The sequence below is a fragment of the Citromicrobium bathyomarinum genome (genome assembly GCF_038594605.1).
Taxonomy (GTDB): Bacteria; Pseudomonadota; Alphaproteobacteria; order Sphingomonadales; family Sphingomonadaceae; genus Alteriqipengyuania; species Alteriqipengyuania bathyomarina_B.
This window is the reverse complement of record NZ_JBCFZM010000001.1, coordinates 1,414,016-1,428,558: the sequence shown is the minus strand read 5'-3', so window position 1 is coordinate 1,428,558 and position 14,543 is coordinate 1,414,016. Positions and strand designations below refer to the sequence as shown.

The 14,543-nt window shown below is 67.5% G+C and carries 15 protein-coding genes and 1 tRNA gene; 11 read left to right on the top strand and 5 right to left on the bottom strand.

Annotated elements, in window-relative coordinates; all coding sequences use genetic code 11:
* The 3 genes from AAG612_RS06900 to AAG612_RS06890 all read right to left on the bottom strand — a co-directional run.
* A partial coding sequence (locus AAG612_RS06900; RefSeq protein ID WP_342508561.1) for a hydantoinase/oxoprolinase family protein occupies window positions 1–2,440 on the bottom strand: 2,440 nt, incomplete at its 3' end.
* A gap of 133 nt (window positions 2,441–2,573) precedes the next feature.
* Window positions 2,574–2,660 (bottom strand) — tRNA-Leu (locus AAG612_RS06895).
* Window positions 2,661–2,796: 136 nt separating this feature from the next.
* Entirely contained in the window at window positions 2,797–3,525 is a 729-nt protein-coding gene (locus AAG612_RS06890) for a zinc-ribbon domain-containing protein (protein ID WP_342508560.1), read from the bottom strand.
* Window positions 3,526–3,689: 164 nt separating this feature from the next.
* Between AAG612_RS06890 and ftsE the strand changes: the two genes are divergently transcribed.
* Genes ftsE through AAG612_RS06870 form a run of 4 tightly spaced genes read left to right on the top strand, consistent with a single transcriptional unit; the run spans window position 3,690 to window position 6,553 of the window.
* A complete protein-coding gene (gene ftsE, locus AAG612_RS06885; RefSeq protein WP_342508557.1) occupies window positions 3,690–4,424 on the top strand; it encodes a cell division ATP-binding protein FtsE in 735 nt (244 codons plus the stop codon).
* Entirely contained in the window at window positions 4,421–5,350 is a 930-nt protein-coding gene (locus AAG612_RS06880) for a cell division protein FtsX (protein ID WP_342508555.1), read from the top strand. The genes ftsE and AAG612_RS06880 overlap by 4 nt, the downstream gene beginning before the upstream one ends.
* Entirely contained in the window at window positions 5,347–5,877 is a 531-nt protein-coding gene (locus AAG612_RS06875; protein WP_342508553.1) for a YdcF family protein, read from the top strand. The genes AAG612_RS06880 and AAG612_RS06875 overlap by 4 nt, the downstream gene beginning before the upstream one ends.
* Before the next feature lies 1 nt (window position 5,878).
* The gene (locus tag AAG612_RS06870) at window positions 5,879–6,553 is read left to right on the top strand and encodes a lysophospholipid acyltransferase family protein (RefSeq protein ID WP_342508550.1); all 675 of its coding nucleotides are present in this window, start codon (window positions 5,879–5,881) and stop codon (window positions 6,551–6,553) included.
* A 6-nt stretch (window positions 6,554–6,559) separates the two neighbouring features.
* Here AAG612_RS06870 and hisC read toward each other — a convergent pair whose 3' ends face one another.
* The gene (gene hisC, locus AAG612_RS06865) at window positions 6,560–7,654 is read right to left on the bottom strand and encodes a histidinol-phosphate transaminase (protein ID WP_342508548.1); all 1,095 of its coding nucleotides are present in this window, start codon (window positions 7,652–7,654) and stop codon (window positions 6,560–6,562) included.
* Window positions 7,655–7,782: 128 nt separating this feature from the next.
* Between hisC and metX the strand changes: the two genes are divergently transcribed.
* From metX to metW, 3 genes are read left to right on the top strand one after another with little or no spacing between them, the layout of a single operon-like run.
* Window positions 7,783–8,907 (top strand): homoserine O-acetyltransferase MetX, encoded by a 1,125-nt coding sequence (gene metX / locus AAG612_RS06860; protein WP_342508545.1) that lies wholly within the window; start codon window positions 7,783–7,785, stop codon window positions 8,905–8,907.
* The gene (locus tag AAG612_RS06855) at window positions 8,904–9,326 is read left to right on the top strand and encodes a GNAT family N-acetyltransferase (RefSeq protein WP_342508542.1); all 423 of its coding nucleotides are present in this window, start codon (window positions 8,904–8,906) and stop codon (window positions 9,324–9,326) included. The genes metX and AAG612_RS06855 overlap by 4 nt, the downstream gene beginning before the upstream one ends.
* On the top strand, window positions 9,323–9,925 hold the full coding sequence (gene metW, locus AAG612_RS06850; RefSeq protein WP_342508540.1) for a methionine biosynthesis protein MetW: 603 nt from the start codon (window positions 9,323–9,325) through the stop codon (window positions 9,923–9,925). Before AAG612_RS06855 ends, metW begins: the two co-directional genes overlap by 4 nt.
* A 170-nt stretch (window positions 9,926–10,095) precedes the next feature.
* Here the strand turns inward: metW and AAG612_RS06845 are convergent, their stop codons facing one another.
* Window positions 10,096–10,476 carry a VOC family protein gene (locus AAG612_RS06845; RefSeq protein WP_342508538.1) on the bottom strand — a complete coding sequence of 127 codons (381 nt, stop codon included), beginning with the start codon at window positions 10,474–10,476 and terminating at the stop codon, window positions 10,096–10,098.
* Window positions 10,477–10,594: 118 nt separating this feature from the next.
* Between AAG612_RS06845 and bchI the strand changes: the two genes are divergently transcribed.
* The 4 genes from bchI (at window position 10,595) to AAG612_RS06825 (ending at window position 14,466) form a co-directional block, all read left to right on the top strand.
* Window positions 10,595–11,593, top strand: coding sequence for a magnesium chelatase ATPase subunit I (gene bchI / locus AAG612_RS06840; RefSeq protein ID WP_342508536.1), 999 nt, complete (start codon window positions 10,595–10,597; stop codon window positions 11,591–11,593).
* Complete coding sequence (locus AAG612_RS06835; protein WP_342508534.1) at window positions 11,593–13,284, top strand: magnesium chelatase subunit D; 1,692 nt, start codon at window positions 11,593–11,595, stop codon at window positions 13,282–13,284. Before bchI ends, AAG612_RS06835 begins: the two co-directional genes overlap by 1 nt.
* On the top strand, window positions 13,281–14,177 hold the full coding sequence (gene bchO, locus AAG612_RS06830; RefSeq protein WP_342508532.1) for an alpha/beta fold hydrolase BchO: 897 nt from the start codon (window positions 13,281–13,283) through the stop codon (window positions 14,175–14,177). Before AAG612_RS06835 ends, bchO begins: the two co-directional genes overlap by 4 nt.
* Window positions 14,178–14,304: 127 nt before the next feature.
* Window positions 14,305–14,466, top strand: coding sequence for a hypothetical protein (locus AAG612_RS06825; RefSeq protein ID WP_342508530.1), 162 nt, complete (start codon window positions 14,305–14,307; stop codon window positions 14,464–14,466).
* The last annotated feature ends 77 nt before the right edge of the window (window positions 14,467–14,543 follow it).

Below are 14,543 nucleotides of genomic sequence, written 5' to 3'. Positions count from 1 at the left end.
CGACCCCGCCGATATCGGCGTGGTGGCCGCGCGCGGCCACGAAGGCGTCCGGCTGGTCGCCATCAGTCGAGTAGAACACCGGCGCGATCACGGTGATATCGGGCAGGTGGGTGCCCCCGCGAAACGGATCATTGACGACATAGGCATCGCCGCGCCGGATGCCGCGACCATCTCGCGGCTCGCCATTTTCGCCAGGCCCGCGCACCTCGATCACCCGCGCAACGCTGTCGCCCATGCTGCCGAGATGCACCGGAATATGCGGCGCATTGGCGATCAGGTTGCCGCTCGGGTCGAATAGCGCGCAGGAGAAATCGAGCCGTTCCTTGATATTGACCGAGGTCGCGGTGTTCTGAAGCACCACGCCCATTTCCTCGGCAATCGCCATGAACAGGTTGTTGAAGATTTCGAGCTGCACGGGATCGACTTGCGTACCCGCCGCCCGATCACGCTCGACAGGTTTCTCGCGCGTCAGCACCAGGCTGCCATCCCGGGCCAGCCGCGCCTGCCAGCCTGGCTCGACCACGGTGGTGGAGTCCGGGTCGATGACCAGCGCCGGACCCTCGAAGGTTTCTCCGGGGGTAAAGCTGCTGCGGTCGCGGGTTGTCCACGCGGTGGCTCCGTCCTTCGCCGTCGCCTCGTCGGTCGCCATGGGTTCGACCTGCGCATCGCTTAGCCCGCCCGAAGTGCCGCTCGCCTCCACGCTCAGCGCTTCGACAATGATCGCGGCCGAGGCATCGGAATAACCGTAGCGCTGGCGGTGCTGCACGCGGAACGCGGCATCCATCGCGTCCGCGTCTGTGCAGGCGACGGTCAGCATCGAGTCGCTGCCCGCAAAGCGCAGCCGCGCGCGCGGCGTGAGTGTGACATTGCCGGGATCGATGCCCTGGTCGGTCAGGGCGGCAAGTGCCTCGTCGCTCAGAGCATCGAGTTCGCGCGCGAAGCCATCGTGCAGCGGGCGCACCAGGCTCGCCTCGCGAATCGCCTTCACCGGGGCAAGGCCGATGCCGTAGGCCGACAGGATCCCCGCCAGCGGATGGACCAGCACGGTCTCGATCCCCAGCTCGTCGGCCACCTTGCAGGCGTGCTGCCCGCCCGCACCGCCGAAGCAGGCGAGCGCGTATTCGGTGACATCGTGCCCGCGCGCGACGCTGATCTTGCGGATCGCATTGGCCATGTTGTCGACCGCGATGGCGAGGAAGCCCTCCGCAATTTCGTCCAACGGCTTGGCTTCGGGGAGCGAGCTAGCGATCTCTTCGAGCCGCGCCCGCGAGGCGTCGGGGTCGAGCGGCTGGTCGCCATCGGGCCCGAACACATGCGGGAAGAATGAGGGGGCGATCCGGCCCAGATACAGGTTGCAGTCGGTCACGCTCAGCGGACCGCCCTTGCGGTAGCACGCAGGCCCCGGATCCGCGCCCGCGCTCTCGGGCCCCACGCGGAAGCGTGCGCCGTCGAAGGAGCAGATCGAGCCGCCGCCCGCCGCCACCGTATGAATTTGCATCATCGGCGCGGCCACCCGCACGCCGGCGACCATGTTGTCTGCCGCCAGCTCGAGCTCGCCTGCATAATGGGCGACATCGGTACTCGTCCCGCCCATGTCGAAGCCGATCAGCTTGGCATAGCCACGCGCCTCGCCCGCCGCGACCATGCCCACGACGCCGCCTGCGGGGCCGGAAAGGATCGCATCCTTGCCGCGAAATGCGCCAACCTCTGCCAGGCCGCCGTTCGATTGCATGAAACGCAGCCGCTCGACCGGCGGAAGGTCGCGCTGAAGCCCGTCGGTATAGCGTTTGAGTACGGGCGAGAGGTAGGCGTCGACAACGGTGGTATCGCCGCGCGGGATCAGCTTGATGAGCGGCGCGACCTCGTGGCTGACGCTGACCTGCGCGAAGCCGATCTCACGCGCGATTTCCGCAAGCCGCGCCTCGTGATCGCGGTACTTCCAGCCATGCATCAGCACGATGGCGAGCGCGTCGAATCCTTCGCCATGCAGCGTCTCCAGCGCGCTGCGGGCGGCGTCTTCGTCGAGCGATTGCAGAACCACGCCATCCGCCGCGATCCGCTCGTCGACCTCGATCACCTTCGCGGGAAGTTGTTCGGGCAGCAGGATATGGCGGGCGAAGATTTCGGGCCGGGCCTGAGTGCCGATCCGCAGCGCATCGCCGAATCCGCGCGTGGTGACGAGCGCGAGCCGATCGCCCTTGCGTTCGAGCAACGCATTGGTGGCGACGGTGGTGCCGATCCGCAGCTCGGCGATGGGGGCATTCCCGTGCTCGCCCATCAGGCGCGAAACGGCCTCGGTGGCGGCATCGGCGTATTGTTCGGGGTTTTCCGAGAGCAGCTTGTGCGTGACGAGTCGCCCGTCAGGCGTGGTCGCGACCACATCGGTGAAGGTCCCACCGCGATCGACCGCAAAGCGCCAGGCACGTGTTTTGTGGCTCAAGATAGCATGCTCGCATTGCCGTAGAAGAAAGGCACAATGCGGCTTCTAGGCGGACCCGGCACGGATTCCAATGCGTGCGGGTGCAATGCTGTTCGGCGAGGGAGGGGGCGGCGAGAATGGCCCCCGAAAGTTTTGGTGCGGTCGAGAAGACTCGAACTTCCACGGCCTTGCGGCCACAACGACCTCAACGTTGCGCGTCTACCAGTTCCGCCACGACCGCACACATGACCCGGTCAGCCGGGTCAGCAATCGGAAGTCAACCATTGGTCGGCCCCCGTGAGGAAGCGGCGCCCTAGCAGGGGTGTTGGCGGCCTGCAAGCGCCTTTGCGACGCGCCTGCACCTTGCCGGTTCACATTCAGGAAGGGCTCCAGCCGATCTCCGCGAAACGCGCGGATTTGGGCAGATCTGTGATCGCTTCGTTGATGCTGAGCGTCTCGCCCGGCTGCAGGCGGCCCTGCCGTGGGAGAATCTCCCAGTTGTAGACCTTGCGATTGCGCGAATCGTACAGCACGATCAGCACCGGCGGCACCGCCTTGGTCTCGCGCCCGACATTCTTGATTTCGCCCGCCACGCCGAAATACTCACTGCCATCGGGCAGGGTGCGGCGATCCTGCTGTTCGGCGGGGAATTCGAGTACCAGATCGGGCTCGTTCAGCGCGAAAGTCGGGCGGCTTACGGGCACCCAGTCGGGCAGTCCGGCATAGCTGACCGCGGCGATCGTGCCGACCGAGATGAGTGCGAACAGGCTGGCGGCCATGCCCCACATTTTCAGCGGATTGCGGCGCGGGCGGAAGGGCGGCTCGGCAGAAAACTGCGAGCGGTCTTCGGAAGGTTTGGTTTTCTCGCGCTGGTCGCCGCCGTCGATCGGAGGCACATCGTGCCACGGCTGGTGCGGGGTCGGCGCGGCGTCTGCCGCAGCAACTGCCTGCTCGGCTTCCTCTTCCAGCGACTTGAGGTCGAGTTCGGTGCCTTCCTGGAACCAGCTGTGACGACATTTCGCGCAGCGCACGGTCCGCCCGTCTGCGCCAATGGCGCTGTCGGGTACGGCATAGCGCGTATCGCAGGCAGGGCAGGCGAGGATCATAGTGCCCAATCCATTACGCCTGCCAAGTGGGCCAAGGCAAGCGCCCCGCTGGTGGACGAGGCGGATTTGCGGCTTTTTTCCACCGACATTGCCCCCTATACCCTGCGCGTGTGTTAACCACGGGACGGGTCGGTAGAACATGGCGTGTAGGACGAGGACTGACGATGTCTGGGGGTGACGGCGAAGTCGCCTACTTCGACAATGTCGGCCTGCGTTACGGCAGCGGCAAGGAAATCCTGACCGATGTCAGCTTTTCCCTGTGGCCGGGCAGCTTCTATTTCCTGACCGGGGCGAGCGGGGCAGGCAAGACCAGCCTGCTCAAGCTGCTCTATCTCGCACAGCGCCCGTCGCGCGGGATCATCCGCATGTTCGGCAGCGACGTCATCACGCTCCCGCGCTCGCGCCTGCCCGGCTTCCGGCGGCGGCTGGGCGTCGTGTTCCAGGATTTCCGGCTGGTCGAGCATCTCTCCGCCTTCGACAATGTCGCGCTGCCGCTGCGCATCGCCGGGGTGGACGAGGGCGAGCTGGTCCAGCCCGTATCGGATATGCTCGAATGGGTCGGCCTCGCGCATCGGGCCGAGGCGCGGCCCGAAACGCTTTCGGGCGGCGAGAAGCAGCGCGTCGCCATTGCGCGAGCAGTCATCGGGCGACCCGACATGCTGCTGGCGGACGAGCCGACCGGCAATGTCGACCCCGATATGGCGCTCAAGCTGATGCGGCTGTTCGAATCCCTCAACCGGCTGGGCACCACGGTGGTCGTCGCGACGCACGACCTGCACCTGCTGCAGAACGTGCGTAGTTCGATCATCATGCGGCTCGACAAGGGGCGCCTCGGGGACCCGACGGGCGCGCTGCGCTATCCGCCGCGCAGGCCCGTGACAGACGAGCAGGCACGGTGAGCAAGCCGCCGCTCAGCGATACCGCGCGCGCAGGCCAATCGTCCTTCGACGGCGACAAGGCGCGCGCGCTGATCCCGCAGGCGCGGCTGGCGGGGCCGATGCCGTGGGTGCTCGCGATCATGGTCGCGCTGACGGTGCTGGCAGCGGGGGCAGGACTGGCGCTCGGCAATATCGTGGGCGATGCGCGCTCGGAACTGGCTGGCGGGGCGACCGTGCAGATTCTCGATGCCGATCCGAATACCCGGGCCGAACAGGCGACGGCGGCGCAGGAAGCGCTGCGAACGATGGATATCGTGGCCGAGAGCCGGCTGATTCCGCAGGACGAGCTCGATGCGCTGCTGGAGCCGTGGCTGGGCGGATCGGGCGATGCGGAGACGGTCCCGGTGCCCGCGCTGATCGACGTGCGGCTAGAGGGAAAGGCGGACGAGGAGGCGCTTGCCGCGCTGCGCACGAGGATCGCCGATGTGGCGCCAGATGCGCGGGTCGACGCGCAGTCGAGCTGGCTGCAACCGGTGTTCGCCGCGCTGTCCTCGCTCCAGTACCTCGCGCTGGCGCTGGTCGTGCTGCTGGCGGTGACGAGCGCGGCGGCGGTGTTCCTCGCGGCGCGCAGCGCGCTGGGCAACAATCGCGAGACGATTGCGATCGTGCACCTGCTCGGCGGCACGGACGGGCAGATCGCGCAGCTGTTCCAGCGCGCGATTCTGTTCGACTCTATTCTCGGCGGGATCGTCGGCCTGATCCTCGGCCTTACCGCCGTACTTGGGCTCGGCTACCAGTTCGCGGCGCTCGACAGCGGCATGGTGGCGAGCGCCGGGCTCGATTGGCTGGACTGGATATTGATCGCGCTTATCCCTATTTTCGGCGTCGCGCTGGCGGTCGTGACCGCGCGCTTCACCGTTCTTGCTGCCGTTAGGAAAATGCTGTGATCTGGCGCGTCGGGCTTGGCCTCCTCCTCGTCTGGGTACTCGGTTTCATCTGGTTTGCCGGGTGGCTGCCCGAGCCTGCGCCGATGGAGCGGACCGACGCTGTGATCGTGCCCACAGGCGGGGCGGGGCGGATCGCGCGCGGGCTCGACGTGGTTCAGACCGACAGTGCGGATACGCTGCTGGTCACCGGCGTCGATCCGGAGGTCACGCCGGGCGAGTTCGCCGCCGAGTTCGAAGTGCCGGCCGATGTGATGGATTGCTGCGTCACGCTGGGCTTCGCCGCCACGGATACGCGCGGCAATGCGCAGGAAACGAAGGAATGGGCGGAGCAGAACGGCATCCAGAGCCTGCGCCTCGTCACCAGCGACTGGCATATGCGGCGCGCCTCGATCGAGTTGCGGCGCGAATTGCCGGACAGTGTGAAGGTCATCAAGGATGCGGTTCGCAGCGAGCCGAGCCTGTGGATGCTGTTCGTCGAATATCACAAATGGCTGGTGAGCCGCACCGTGGGGCCCCTGTTCTCCTGACATGAACGTGCTGCGCAGCCTCGCTTTCTACGGCGTCTTCTATTCCGGAACCCTGGTGTTGCTGCTCGTCGCGCCTTTCCGTGGGCGAGCGGGCATGTGGAAGCTCGCACATGCATGGAGCGGACTGCACCGGTGGTGCGTCCGCCACCTGCTGGGCATCCGCATCATTCAGGAGGGGGCGCCGCAGGCGGAAGGGCCGGTGCTCTATGCGATGCGGCACGAGAGCTTCTTCGAGGCGATCGATGCACCGCAAGTGTTCGGTGCGCCGGTCATCTTTGCCAAGCAGGAATTGCTCGATCTGCCGATGTGGGGGAAAGCCGCCGCCAAATACGGCATCATCCCCGTCGCGCGCGACAAGGGCGCGAAGGCGCTGCGCGATCTGATGCGCGCGGCACGTCTCGCCAAGGAGGAAGGGCGGGCCTTCCTGATCTTCCCCGAAGGTACGCGTATCGCGCATGACGAAGAGGGGCCGATCGCCTCCGGCTTTGCGGGCCTTTACAAGCTGCTGGACCTGCCGGTCGTCCCGGTAGCGGTGAACAGCGGCCCGCTCTATGGCGATCTGGTGAAGCAGCCGGGGCAGATCACCTATCGCTTTGGCGATCCGATTGCGCCGGGGCTGGAGCGTGCCGAGGTCGAGGCGCAGGTGCGCGAAGGAATCAACCGGCTGCGCGCGTGATGCGTCCTACCGCTCCAGCACAGCCTCGATCGCATCGCCGACCTTGGCCATGTCATCTTCGCGCCCGATGGTGATCCGCAGCGCTTCGCCCAGGCCCTGCCCCGGCAGGTGCCGCAACGCATAACCCGCTTCGGCAACCGCATCGCGCACGCGTTCCGCCGTCGGTTGGTCGGGGAAGCGGACGAGCACGAAGTTCGCCTCGCTCGGCACGCAAGCAACACCGCGATTTCCAAATCCTTCCAGTCGCGCGACGAAAGCGGCACGCTCGCGCGCATTGTTCTCGCGCGATCTGCTCAGGAAATCCTGGTCCGCCAGGGCCGCGAGGGCCGCGCCCTGTGCCGCGCCGGTCACGTTGAACGGCCCGCGAATGCGGTTCAGCGCGTCGACCAGATGCGGCGCGCCGGTCGCCCAGCCGACCCGGGCGGAGGCGAGGCCGTAGATCTTGGAGAAGGTCCGCGTGACCAGCACATTGTCGACCTTGCCCGCCAGCGTGAGGCCGGGCGCGCCCCCATCCTCCAGATATTCGGCATAGGCCTGGTCGAGTACGAACAGCACGTCGCCGGGCAATCCGGCGTGCAGCCGCTCGACCTCGCCATGGGGGAGGTAAGTGCCGGTGGGGTTGTTCGGATTGGCGAGGAAGACGACGCGCGTCTTCTCACTCACCGCTGCCAGCATCGCATCGACATCGGCGCCGAAATCGCGCGCTTCGGCTTCGAGGGGCACCGCGCCCACCCGCCGCGCCGCGATCGGATAGACCGAAAACGAGTATTGCGACATCAGCACCTCGTCGCCCGCGCCCGCGAAGGCCTGTGCCGCCAGATTGAGCAGCTCGTCCGAGCCGGTGCCGCACACGATCCGCGCCGGGTCGATGGCGTGCATCTCGCCCAGCGCGGTGCGCAGCGCGATCGAGTCGGGGTCGGGATAGGTGGCGAGATTTTGCGCCGCGCGCATCGCCGCCAGCGCGTCCGCGCTGCATCCCAGCGGGTTCTCGTTGGCCGAGAGCTTGATCAGCGTCCGCCCGTCCGCAGCTTTCGACACGCCGGGCACGTAAGGCGCAATATCGAGGATGTAGGGCTTGGGCTGGGGAAACGGCGAATTCATAAGGGCACAACCAGAAAAAGTGCGGTGCTGCGACAGGCTCAGCACGAGCGGATTTCGAAAGAAATTCCCCTAACCGCTCGCCCTGAGCTTGTCGAAGGGCTGTTTTTCCTCTTCTTGCGCAAGCGACCATGAACACGCCGCAGCAATCCCAGTCCCTGAGCTTGACCCTTCCCGATCCGCTGCCGCTCGACAGCGGGGCGCAGCTGTCGCCGGTCACCATCGCCTACGAGCAATATGGCGCCCGGGCGCAAGACGACAGCAACGTGGTGGTGATCTTCCACGCGCTGACCGGCGACCAGTATGTCGCCAGCCCGCATCCGGCGACCGGCAAGCCCGGCTGGTGGGACCGCATGGTCGGCCCCGGGATGCCGATCGATACGGATCGCTATTACGTCATCTGCGCCAACGTGATCGGCGGCTGCATGGGCTCGACCGGCCCTGCCAGCGCCAATCCTGAAGAAACCGGCGGTGCGCCCTACGGCCAGAACTTTCCGGTGGTGACGATCCACGACATGGTCCGCGCGATCGGCCGCCTGCTCGATGCGCTCGGGATCGACCGGGTGCATGCCCTCGTCGGCGGATCGATGGGCGGGATGCAGGCGCTCGCTTTCGCGTCGCAGTTCCCGACCCGGGCCGACCGTGTGCTGGTGCTCGCTAGCGCGGCGCGACAGAGTGCCCAGAACATCGCTTTCCACGAGGTCGGGCGCCAGGCGATCATGGCCGATGCCAACTGGAACGGTGGCGAGTATTACGGCGGCACGCACCCCGATGCAGGGCTGGCGGTGGCCCGGATGGCGGCGCACATCACCTATCTTTCCGAAGCGGGTCTGACCGAGAAGTTCGGGCGGCGGCTGCAGCAGCGGCCCGACGGCAGCGACGGCACAAAGTCCTTCGGGTTCGAGGCCGACTTCCAGATCGAATCCTACCTGCGCTATCAGGGCAGCGGGTTCACCCGCCGGTTCGACGCCAATTCGTACCTCTATATTACCCGCGCGATGGACTATTTCGACCTCGCCGAAGAGCATGGCGGACGGCTGGCCGATGCCTTTGCGAACACCTCCGCGCGCTTTTGCATTGTCAGCTTCGACACCGACTGGCTCTACCCGACCGAGGAGGGCCGGCACATCGTTCGCGCGCTCAATGCGGCGGGCGCGCCGGTCAGCTTTGTCGAGCTGTCATCGCCATACGGGCACGATGGCTTCCTGCTGGAGACGCCGGGACTGGATGAAGTGGTGCGGGGGTTCGTGTCGTGAGCGAGCTTCCCGACGGTTATGAATTGCACGACGGGGCCGATGCGCGCGCCGCTCACGCCTTCCTGACCCAGCGCTACTGGTCGCCCGGCATTCCGGTCGAGACGGTCGAGAAGGCGCTGGCCAACAGCCTGTGCGTCAGCGTGCTGCATCGCGGCGAGCAGATCGGCATGGCACGGGTCATCACCGACCGGGCCACCTTCGCCTATCTGGCAGACGTCTACGTGCTCGACGGGCATGGCGGGAAGGGGCTGGCCAAGGCCATGGTCGGCCATCTGCAGGGCTACGCCGAGTTGCAGGGCCTGCGCCGCAGGATGCTGGCGACACGCGACGCGCATGGATTGTATGAAGGGCTAGGCTGGCAACCGCTGCCGGACCCGAGCATTTTCATGCAGCGCCATTTCCCGGATATCTACGCATGAGCAAGCTTCCCGATCTGCGCCCCGACCTCGCGGCAATCGCCGGGACCATCCCCGATGGTGCGCGCGTGCTCGATATTGGTTGCGGGCCGGGTACGCTGCTGGCCGCACTGGCGGAGCACAAACGGGTCGATGCGCGCGGGCTGGAGATCGATCCGGAGCGGGTGGCAACCTGCGTGGCGCGCGGGCTTTCGGTGGTGCAGGGCGATGCCGAGGCCGATCTGGTCCACTACCCCGACGACGCGTTCGACTACGCCATTCTCGGCCAGACGATCCAGATGGTCGACCGGCCTGCCGAGGTGATCGACGAGTTGCTACGCGTAGGCCGCGCCGCCTTCATCAGCTTCCCCAATTTCGCGCACTGGCGGATGCGGGTCGCGCTGGGGCTGGGCGGTCGGATGCCGGTGACACCCGCGCTGCCCGAGGCGTGGCATGCGACCGGCAATATCCGCAACCTGACCGTCGTCGACTTCAAGGATCTGGTCGCGGACCGCGGCGCGCGGGTCGAGCGCGCGTGGTATTTCGGCAAAGGCCACGAGATCGGCGAATTCGGCGCAAACCTGCGCGCCGAATTCGCCCTGTTCCTGATCGGCCGGGGTTAGCGGCGAATACTCCCCTCCCCCGCGGGAGAGGGGTTGGGGGTGGGGGTTCTACGCCGGGAGGTTCTTCAGACCTCCCGGCGCCGCACACCCCCACCCAGACTCCCCCTCAAGGCCTGTCATGAGCGGCTGGCTGTGCCAGCAAGCCGAAGGAGGGAGGAGCAGCGCACGCACTACCCCGGACGATACATCGCGCAGATCTTGTTGCCCGCCGGATCGCGCAGGTAGGCGAGATAGAGCTTCATTCCCGCGCCTTCGCGGATGCCCGGCGGGTCTTCGATCGCGGTGCCGCCATGCGCGAGCCCGGCGGCGTGCCATGCATTAGCCTGTTCCTCGCTCGTCGCGGCGAAGCCGATGGTTGAGCCGTTGCCGCAGCTCGCAGGCTGGCCGTCGATCGGCTTGGTCAGCAGGAAGATGCCGCCATTGTGCATGTAGATGACGCGGCCCTTGGGATCGACCGAGCCCTCGCGCCCGCCGAGTGCCTTGAAGCACGCATCGTAAAAGGTCTTCGAGGCTTCGATATCGTCGGCGCCGAGCATGACGTGGCTGAACATTGATCTCTCCCAGATTAGTTGCAGTTCGCCACCTGTCCTAGCAGCGCGAAGCCATCAGACAATCGACAAATACGGAAGACACTTGCCAGCGTCCGCCCGCTGCGACACTTTGGGGCCAATGGCGCGCTTTCCCTTTTCCGCAATCGTCGGTCAGGACGAGATGAAGCAGGCGCTCCTGATCGCGGCGGTCGACCCCGCGATCGGCGGCGTGATGGTGTTCGGTGACCGGGGCACGGGCAAGTCGACCGCCGCGCGCGCACTGGCGGGTCTGATGCCGCCGATCAGCGCGGCGAAGGACTGCGTCTATGGCTGCTCGAAGGAAGATCAGGCGCGCTATCCCGACGTGTGCGGCAGCGGGCCGATGCGCAAGCGCGCGGTGCCGTTCGTCGATCTGCCGCTGGGCGCGACCGAGGACCGCGTGCTGGGCGCGCTCGATCTGGAGCGCGCGCTGCGCTCGGGCGAGAAGGCGTTCGAACCCGGCCTGCTCGCCAAGGCGCATCGCGGCTTCCTCTATATCGACGAGATCAACCTGCTGGAGGACCATCTGGTCGACCTCCTGCTCGACGTAGCCGCCTCGGGCGAGAACGTGGTCGAGCGTGAAGGCCTGTCGGTCCGCCATCCGGCGCGGTTCGTGCTGATCGGCAGCGGCAACCCGGAAGAGGGCGAGCTGCGCCCGCAACTGCTCGACCGCTTCGGCCTGTCGGTCGAGGTGCGCACGCCCGGCGATATCGACACGCGGGTCGAGATCATGCGCCGCTGCGCGCGGCAGGAGGCCGATCAGCAGGCCTTCGCCGACGAATGGGCGGATGAGGAGGAGGCGGTGCTCAAGCGGATCGACCGCGGGCGCAAGCGGCTGGCTAAGGTCGATGTGCCCGATGCGATGCTGGTCAAGGCGGCCGAGCTGTGCATGGCGGTGGGCGCGGATGGCCTGCGCGGTGAGCTGACCGTGATGAGGGCGGCCCGCGCGGTGGCTGCGCTGGAGGGCGCGAAGAAGGTTGGCGAGGCGCAGCTGATGGCGGTCGCGCCATCGGCGCTGCGGCACAGATTGCGGCGCGACGTGCTGGATGAGACCGGCTCCGCCGCGCGGATCGAGCGCGCGATCGCCGAGGTTTTCTGATGGAGCCCGGGGCAGGCCCAGCCGCCGCTCCGGAGGACGATGCGCTGCTGGCGTTGTCGCTGTTTCTCATCGCTCCCGATCAGCTGGGCGGGCTGAGCCTGCGCGGCTCGGGTCCGGTGCGCGATGCATTGCTGGAGCGGCTTAGCGAAGCTGCCGGGTGCACGTTTCCGCTGCGCCGGATGCCCGCGCATATCGACGACGAGCGGCTGCTGGGCGGGGTCGACCTTGCCGCCAGCCTCGCCGGAGGGCGGCAGGTGCGCGCGCGTGGCCTGCTCGAAGAGATCACCGGCGGAGTGCTGGTCGTGCCGATGGCGGAGCGGCTGGATGCAGGCGTGGCGGGGCGTCTGGCGCAGGCGATGGACGCCGAAGAGACGCACTTCGGGCTCGTCCTGCTGGACGATGGCACCGAAGACGAAGTGCCGCCGACCGCGCTGCTCGAACGGGTGGCATTTCATTGCGACCTCACACGCGCTGGAATGACCGGTGCTGCGCTGCGCTTTGGCCACGTGGAAGACGTCGCACCGCTCGGCGAAGAGGCGCTGCACGCACTCGCCGCGACCGCGACGGCGTTGGGCGTCCATTCGGTCCGCGCGCTGAATTTTGCATGCCATGCCGCGCGCGCGCATGGCGCGCTGGAAGGCCGCGAGGCGGTAGCGGAAGCGGATATCTCCGCTGCGGCGCGCCTCGTGCTCGGCCCGCGCGCCACGCAGATGCCCGAGCTGCCCGAGGACTTGCCCGACGAAGCGCCACCGCCGCCAGAGCAATACGAAGCGGGCGAGCGCGACGAGGCGTCGCAGCCGGGTGAGCGGCCACTCGACGACGTGGTGCTCGACGCAGCGCTCGCCTCGATCCCGGCCGATCTGCTGGCGCAGCTGGCCGAGGGGCGCACGCGGCGCAGCGCCGGGAGCGGGGGTGGCAAGCGCAAGCTCTCCGGCCAGCGCGGCAAACCGCTCTCGGCGCGGCCCGGCATGCCCCGTGGCGGTGCGCGGCTGGCGCTGGTCGATACCTTGCGCGCTGCCGTGCCGTGGCGGGCGCTCAGACGGCACGAGCTGGACGCGGCGAACGACAGCCTCGTCATCCGCAAGTCCGATCTGCGCGTGCGCCGCTTCGAGGAGCGCGGGGCGCGCGTCACCATCTTCTGCGTCGATGCCTCGGGCTCGGCGGCGGCGGCGCGGCTGGCCGAGGCCAAGGGCGCGGTCGAGCTGATGCTGGCGCAGGCCTACGTCACCCGCAGCGAGGTCGCGCTGGTGGCATTCCGGGGCGAGGGTGCGGAGCTGCTGCTGCCGCCGACCCGCTCGCTCACCCGCGCGCGCCGCGTGCTCGCCGCGATGCCGGGCGGCGGCGGGACTCCGCTGGCGCTGGGATTGAAGGCAGGAAGCGAGGTGGCCGAGGCGGTCGCAGCGCGCGGCAAGACGCCGCATCTCGTGATCCTGACCGACGGGCGCGCCAACATCAATGTCGAGGGCAAGGGCGGTCGCCCGCAGGCGAAGGAAGATGCGCTCATCGCCGCGAAGACCATCGCGGCGCGCGGGCTCGATGCGCTGGTGGTCGATATCTCCGCGCGCACCGCGCCCGAGGCGGGCGAGCTGGCGCAGGCGATGCGGGCGCGCTTCCTCGCCTTGCCGATGGCCGACGCGGCGAAGCTTCACGCGGCGGTCAAGGCTGCGCAACCCGTGGCGCAGGCCGCATGAGCGGATCGCTGGACTGGCAGCGCGACGGGCGCACTTGGCCGCACCGCGAGGCGAGCCGCTTCATCGAAAGTGCCGGCCTGCGCTGGCATGTTCAGGTGATGGGGCCGGACGAAGAGGACGCGCCCGTGCTACTGTTGCTCCACGGCACCGGCGCGTCGTGCCATTCGTGGCGCGGGTTGATGCCGCTGCTGGCCGAGAATTACCGCGTGATCGCGCCGGACCTGCCGGGACATGCCTTCACCCAAGCTATGCGCGGTTCGCAGATGAGTCTGCCGGGCATGGCAGACGCGGTTCGCGCCCTGATCGAAACGCTGGAAATCGAACCGGCAGCGATGATCGGCCATTCGGCAGGTGCCGCCATCGCGCTCACTGCCGCGCTGGATCGCTTCACCGATACGCCGATTATCGGGCTGAACCCCGCGCTCGCGCCGTTTCCCTGGCCCGCCGCCCAGGTCTTCCCCGCGATGGCGCGGGTGCTCGCGCTCAACCCGCTGGTGCCGAAACTCTTCTCCGGCATCAGCCGTCTTGCGGGCGATACCGAAGGCTTCATCCAGCGCTCGACCAATTCGCGGATCGATCGCGAGGGTGCGCGCTGCTACGCGACGCTGCTCGGCAACAGCGACCATGCCCGCAGCGCGCTGGCGATGATGGCGAACTGGGATCTGGACCCGCTGGAACGTGCCTTGCCGGGCATCGCGAACCCGGTGCTGCTGATCCATGCGCGCGGCGACAATGCCATCCCGCTCGACGGGGTGGAGGATGCGGTGCGGGCCTTGCCCGACGCCACGCTCGAAGTGCTGCCGGGCCTTGGCCACCTGATGCACGAGGAACGGCCGGAAGAGATTGCGGGGCTGATCCGAGGGTTTCTGGATCGGCAGGGCCACTCGAACTGATCGCGTGACCCCCGGATATCGTCATCGCGAGGGGTGAAGCCCTGCGGCGATCCAGGCTGAGCTCGCACCGCACTGGATTGCTTCGCTCCGCTCGCAATGACGAGTATAATTAGCGTTCAGGCTCCCCATGGAGGATAGACAGATGGAAGGCTTCGGCGAACATTACGGCTGGGTCGAGATCGTCTTTACCGCAGTCGTCGCGCTGGGCTTTGGCGGGTGGCAATACTGGTCGGTCAGCCGCGAGATAAAGCGAGACAAGGCGAAGAAGGCGGACGACGAGCAGCGCTGAATTTCAATGCGCGTCGCAACGACAAGGAATGAGAGGCGAAGCGTCAACGGCGAACGTTGGCGCGCCGTTCGCGGTTC

Excerpts from the sequence above, each read along its gene's own strand:
- bchO (WP_342508532.1), top strand. The coding sequence starts at position 13,281 with ATGAGCGGATCGCTGGACTGGCAGCGCGACGGGCGCACTTGGCCGCAC.
- bchI (WP_342508536.1), top strand. The coding sequence starts at position 10,595 with ATGGCGCGCTTTCCCTTTTCCGCAATCGTCGGTCAGGACGAGATGAAG.
- AAG612_RS06870 (WP_342508550.1), top strand. The coding sequence starts at position 5,879 with ATGAACGTGCTGCGCAGCCTCGCTTTCTACGGCGTCTTCTATTCCGGA.
- ftsE (WP_342508557.1), top strand. The coding sequence starts at position 3,690 with ATGTCTGGGGGTGACGGCGAAGTCGCCTACTTCGACAATGTCGGCCTG.
- AAG612_RS06825 (WP_342508530.1), top strand. The coding sequence starts at position 14,305 with ATGGAGGATAGACAGATGGAAGGCTTCGGCGAACATTACGGCTGGGTC.
- AAG612_RS06890 (WP_342508560.1), bottom strand. The coding sequence starts at position 3,525 with ATGATCCTCGCCTGCCCTGCCTGCGATACGCGCTATGCCGTACCCGAC.
- metW (WP_342508540.1), top strand. The coding sequence starts at position 9,323 with ATGAGCAAGCTTCCCGATCTGCGCCCCGACCTCGCGGCAATCGCCGGG.
- AAG612_RS06835 (WP_342508534.1), top strand. The coding sequence starts at position 11,593 with ATGGAGCCCGGGGCAGGCCCAGCCGCCGCTCCGGAGGACGATGCGCTG.
- metX (WP_342508545.1), top strand. The coding sequence starts at position 7,783 with ATGAACACGCCGCAGCAATCCCAGTCCCTGAGCTTGACCCTTCCCGAT.
- hisC (WP_342508548.1), bottom strand. The coding sequence starts at position 7,654 with ATGAATTCGCCGTTTCCCCAGCCCAAGCCCTACATCCTCGATATTGCG.
- AAG612_RS06845 (WP_342508538.1), bottom strand. The coding sequence starts at position 10,476 with ATGTTCAGCCACGTCATGCTCGGCGCCGACGATATCGAAGCCTCGAAG.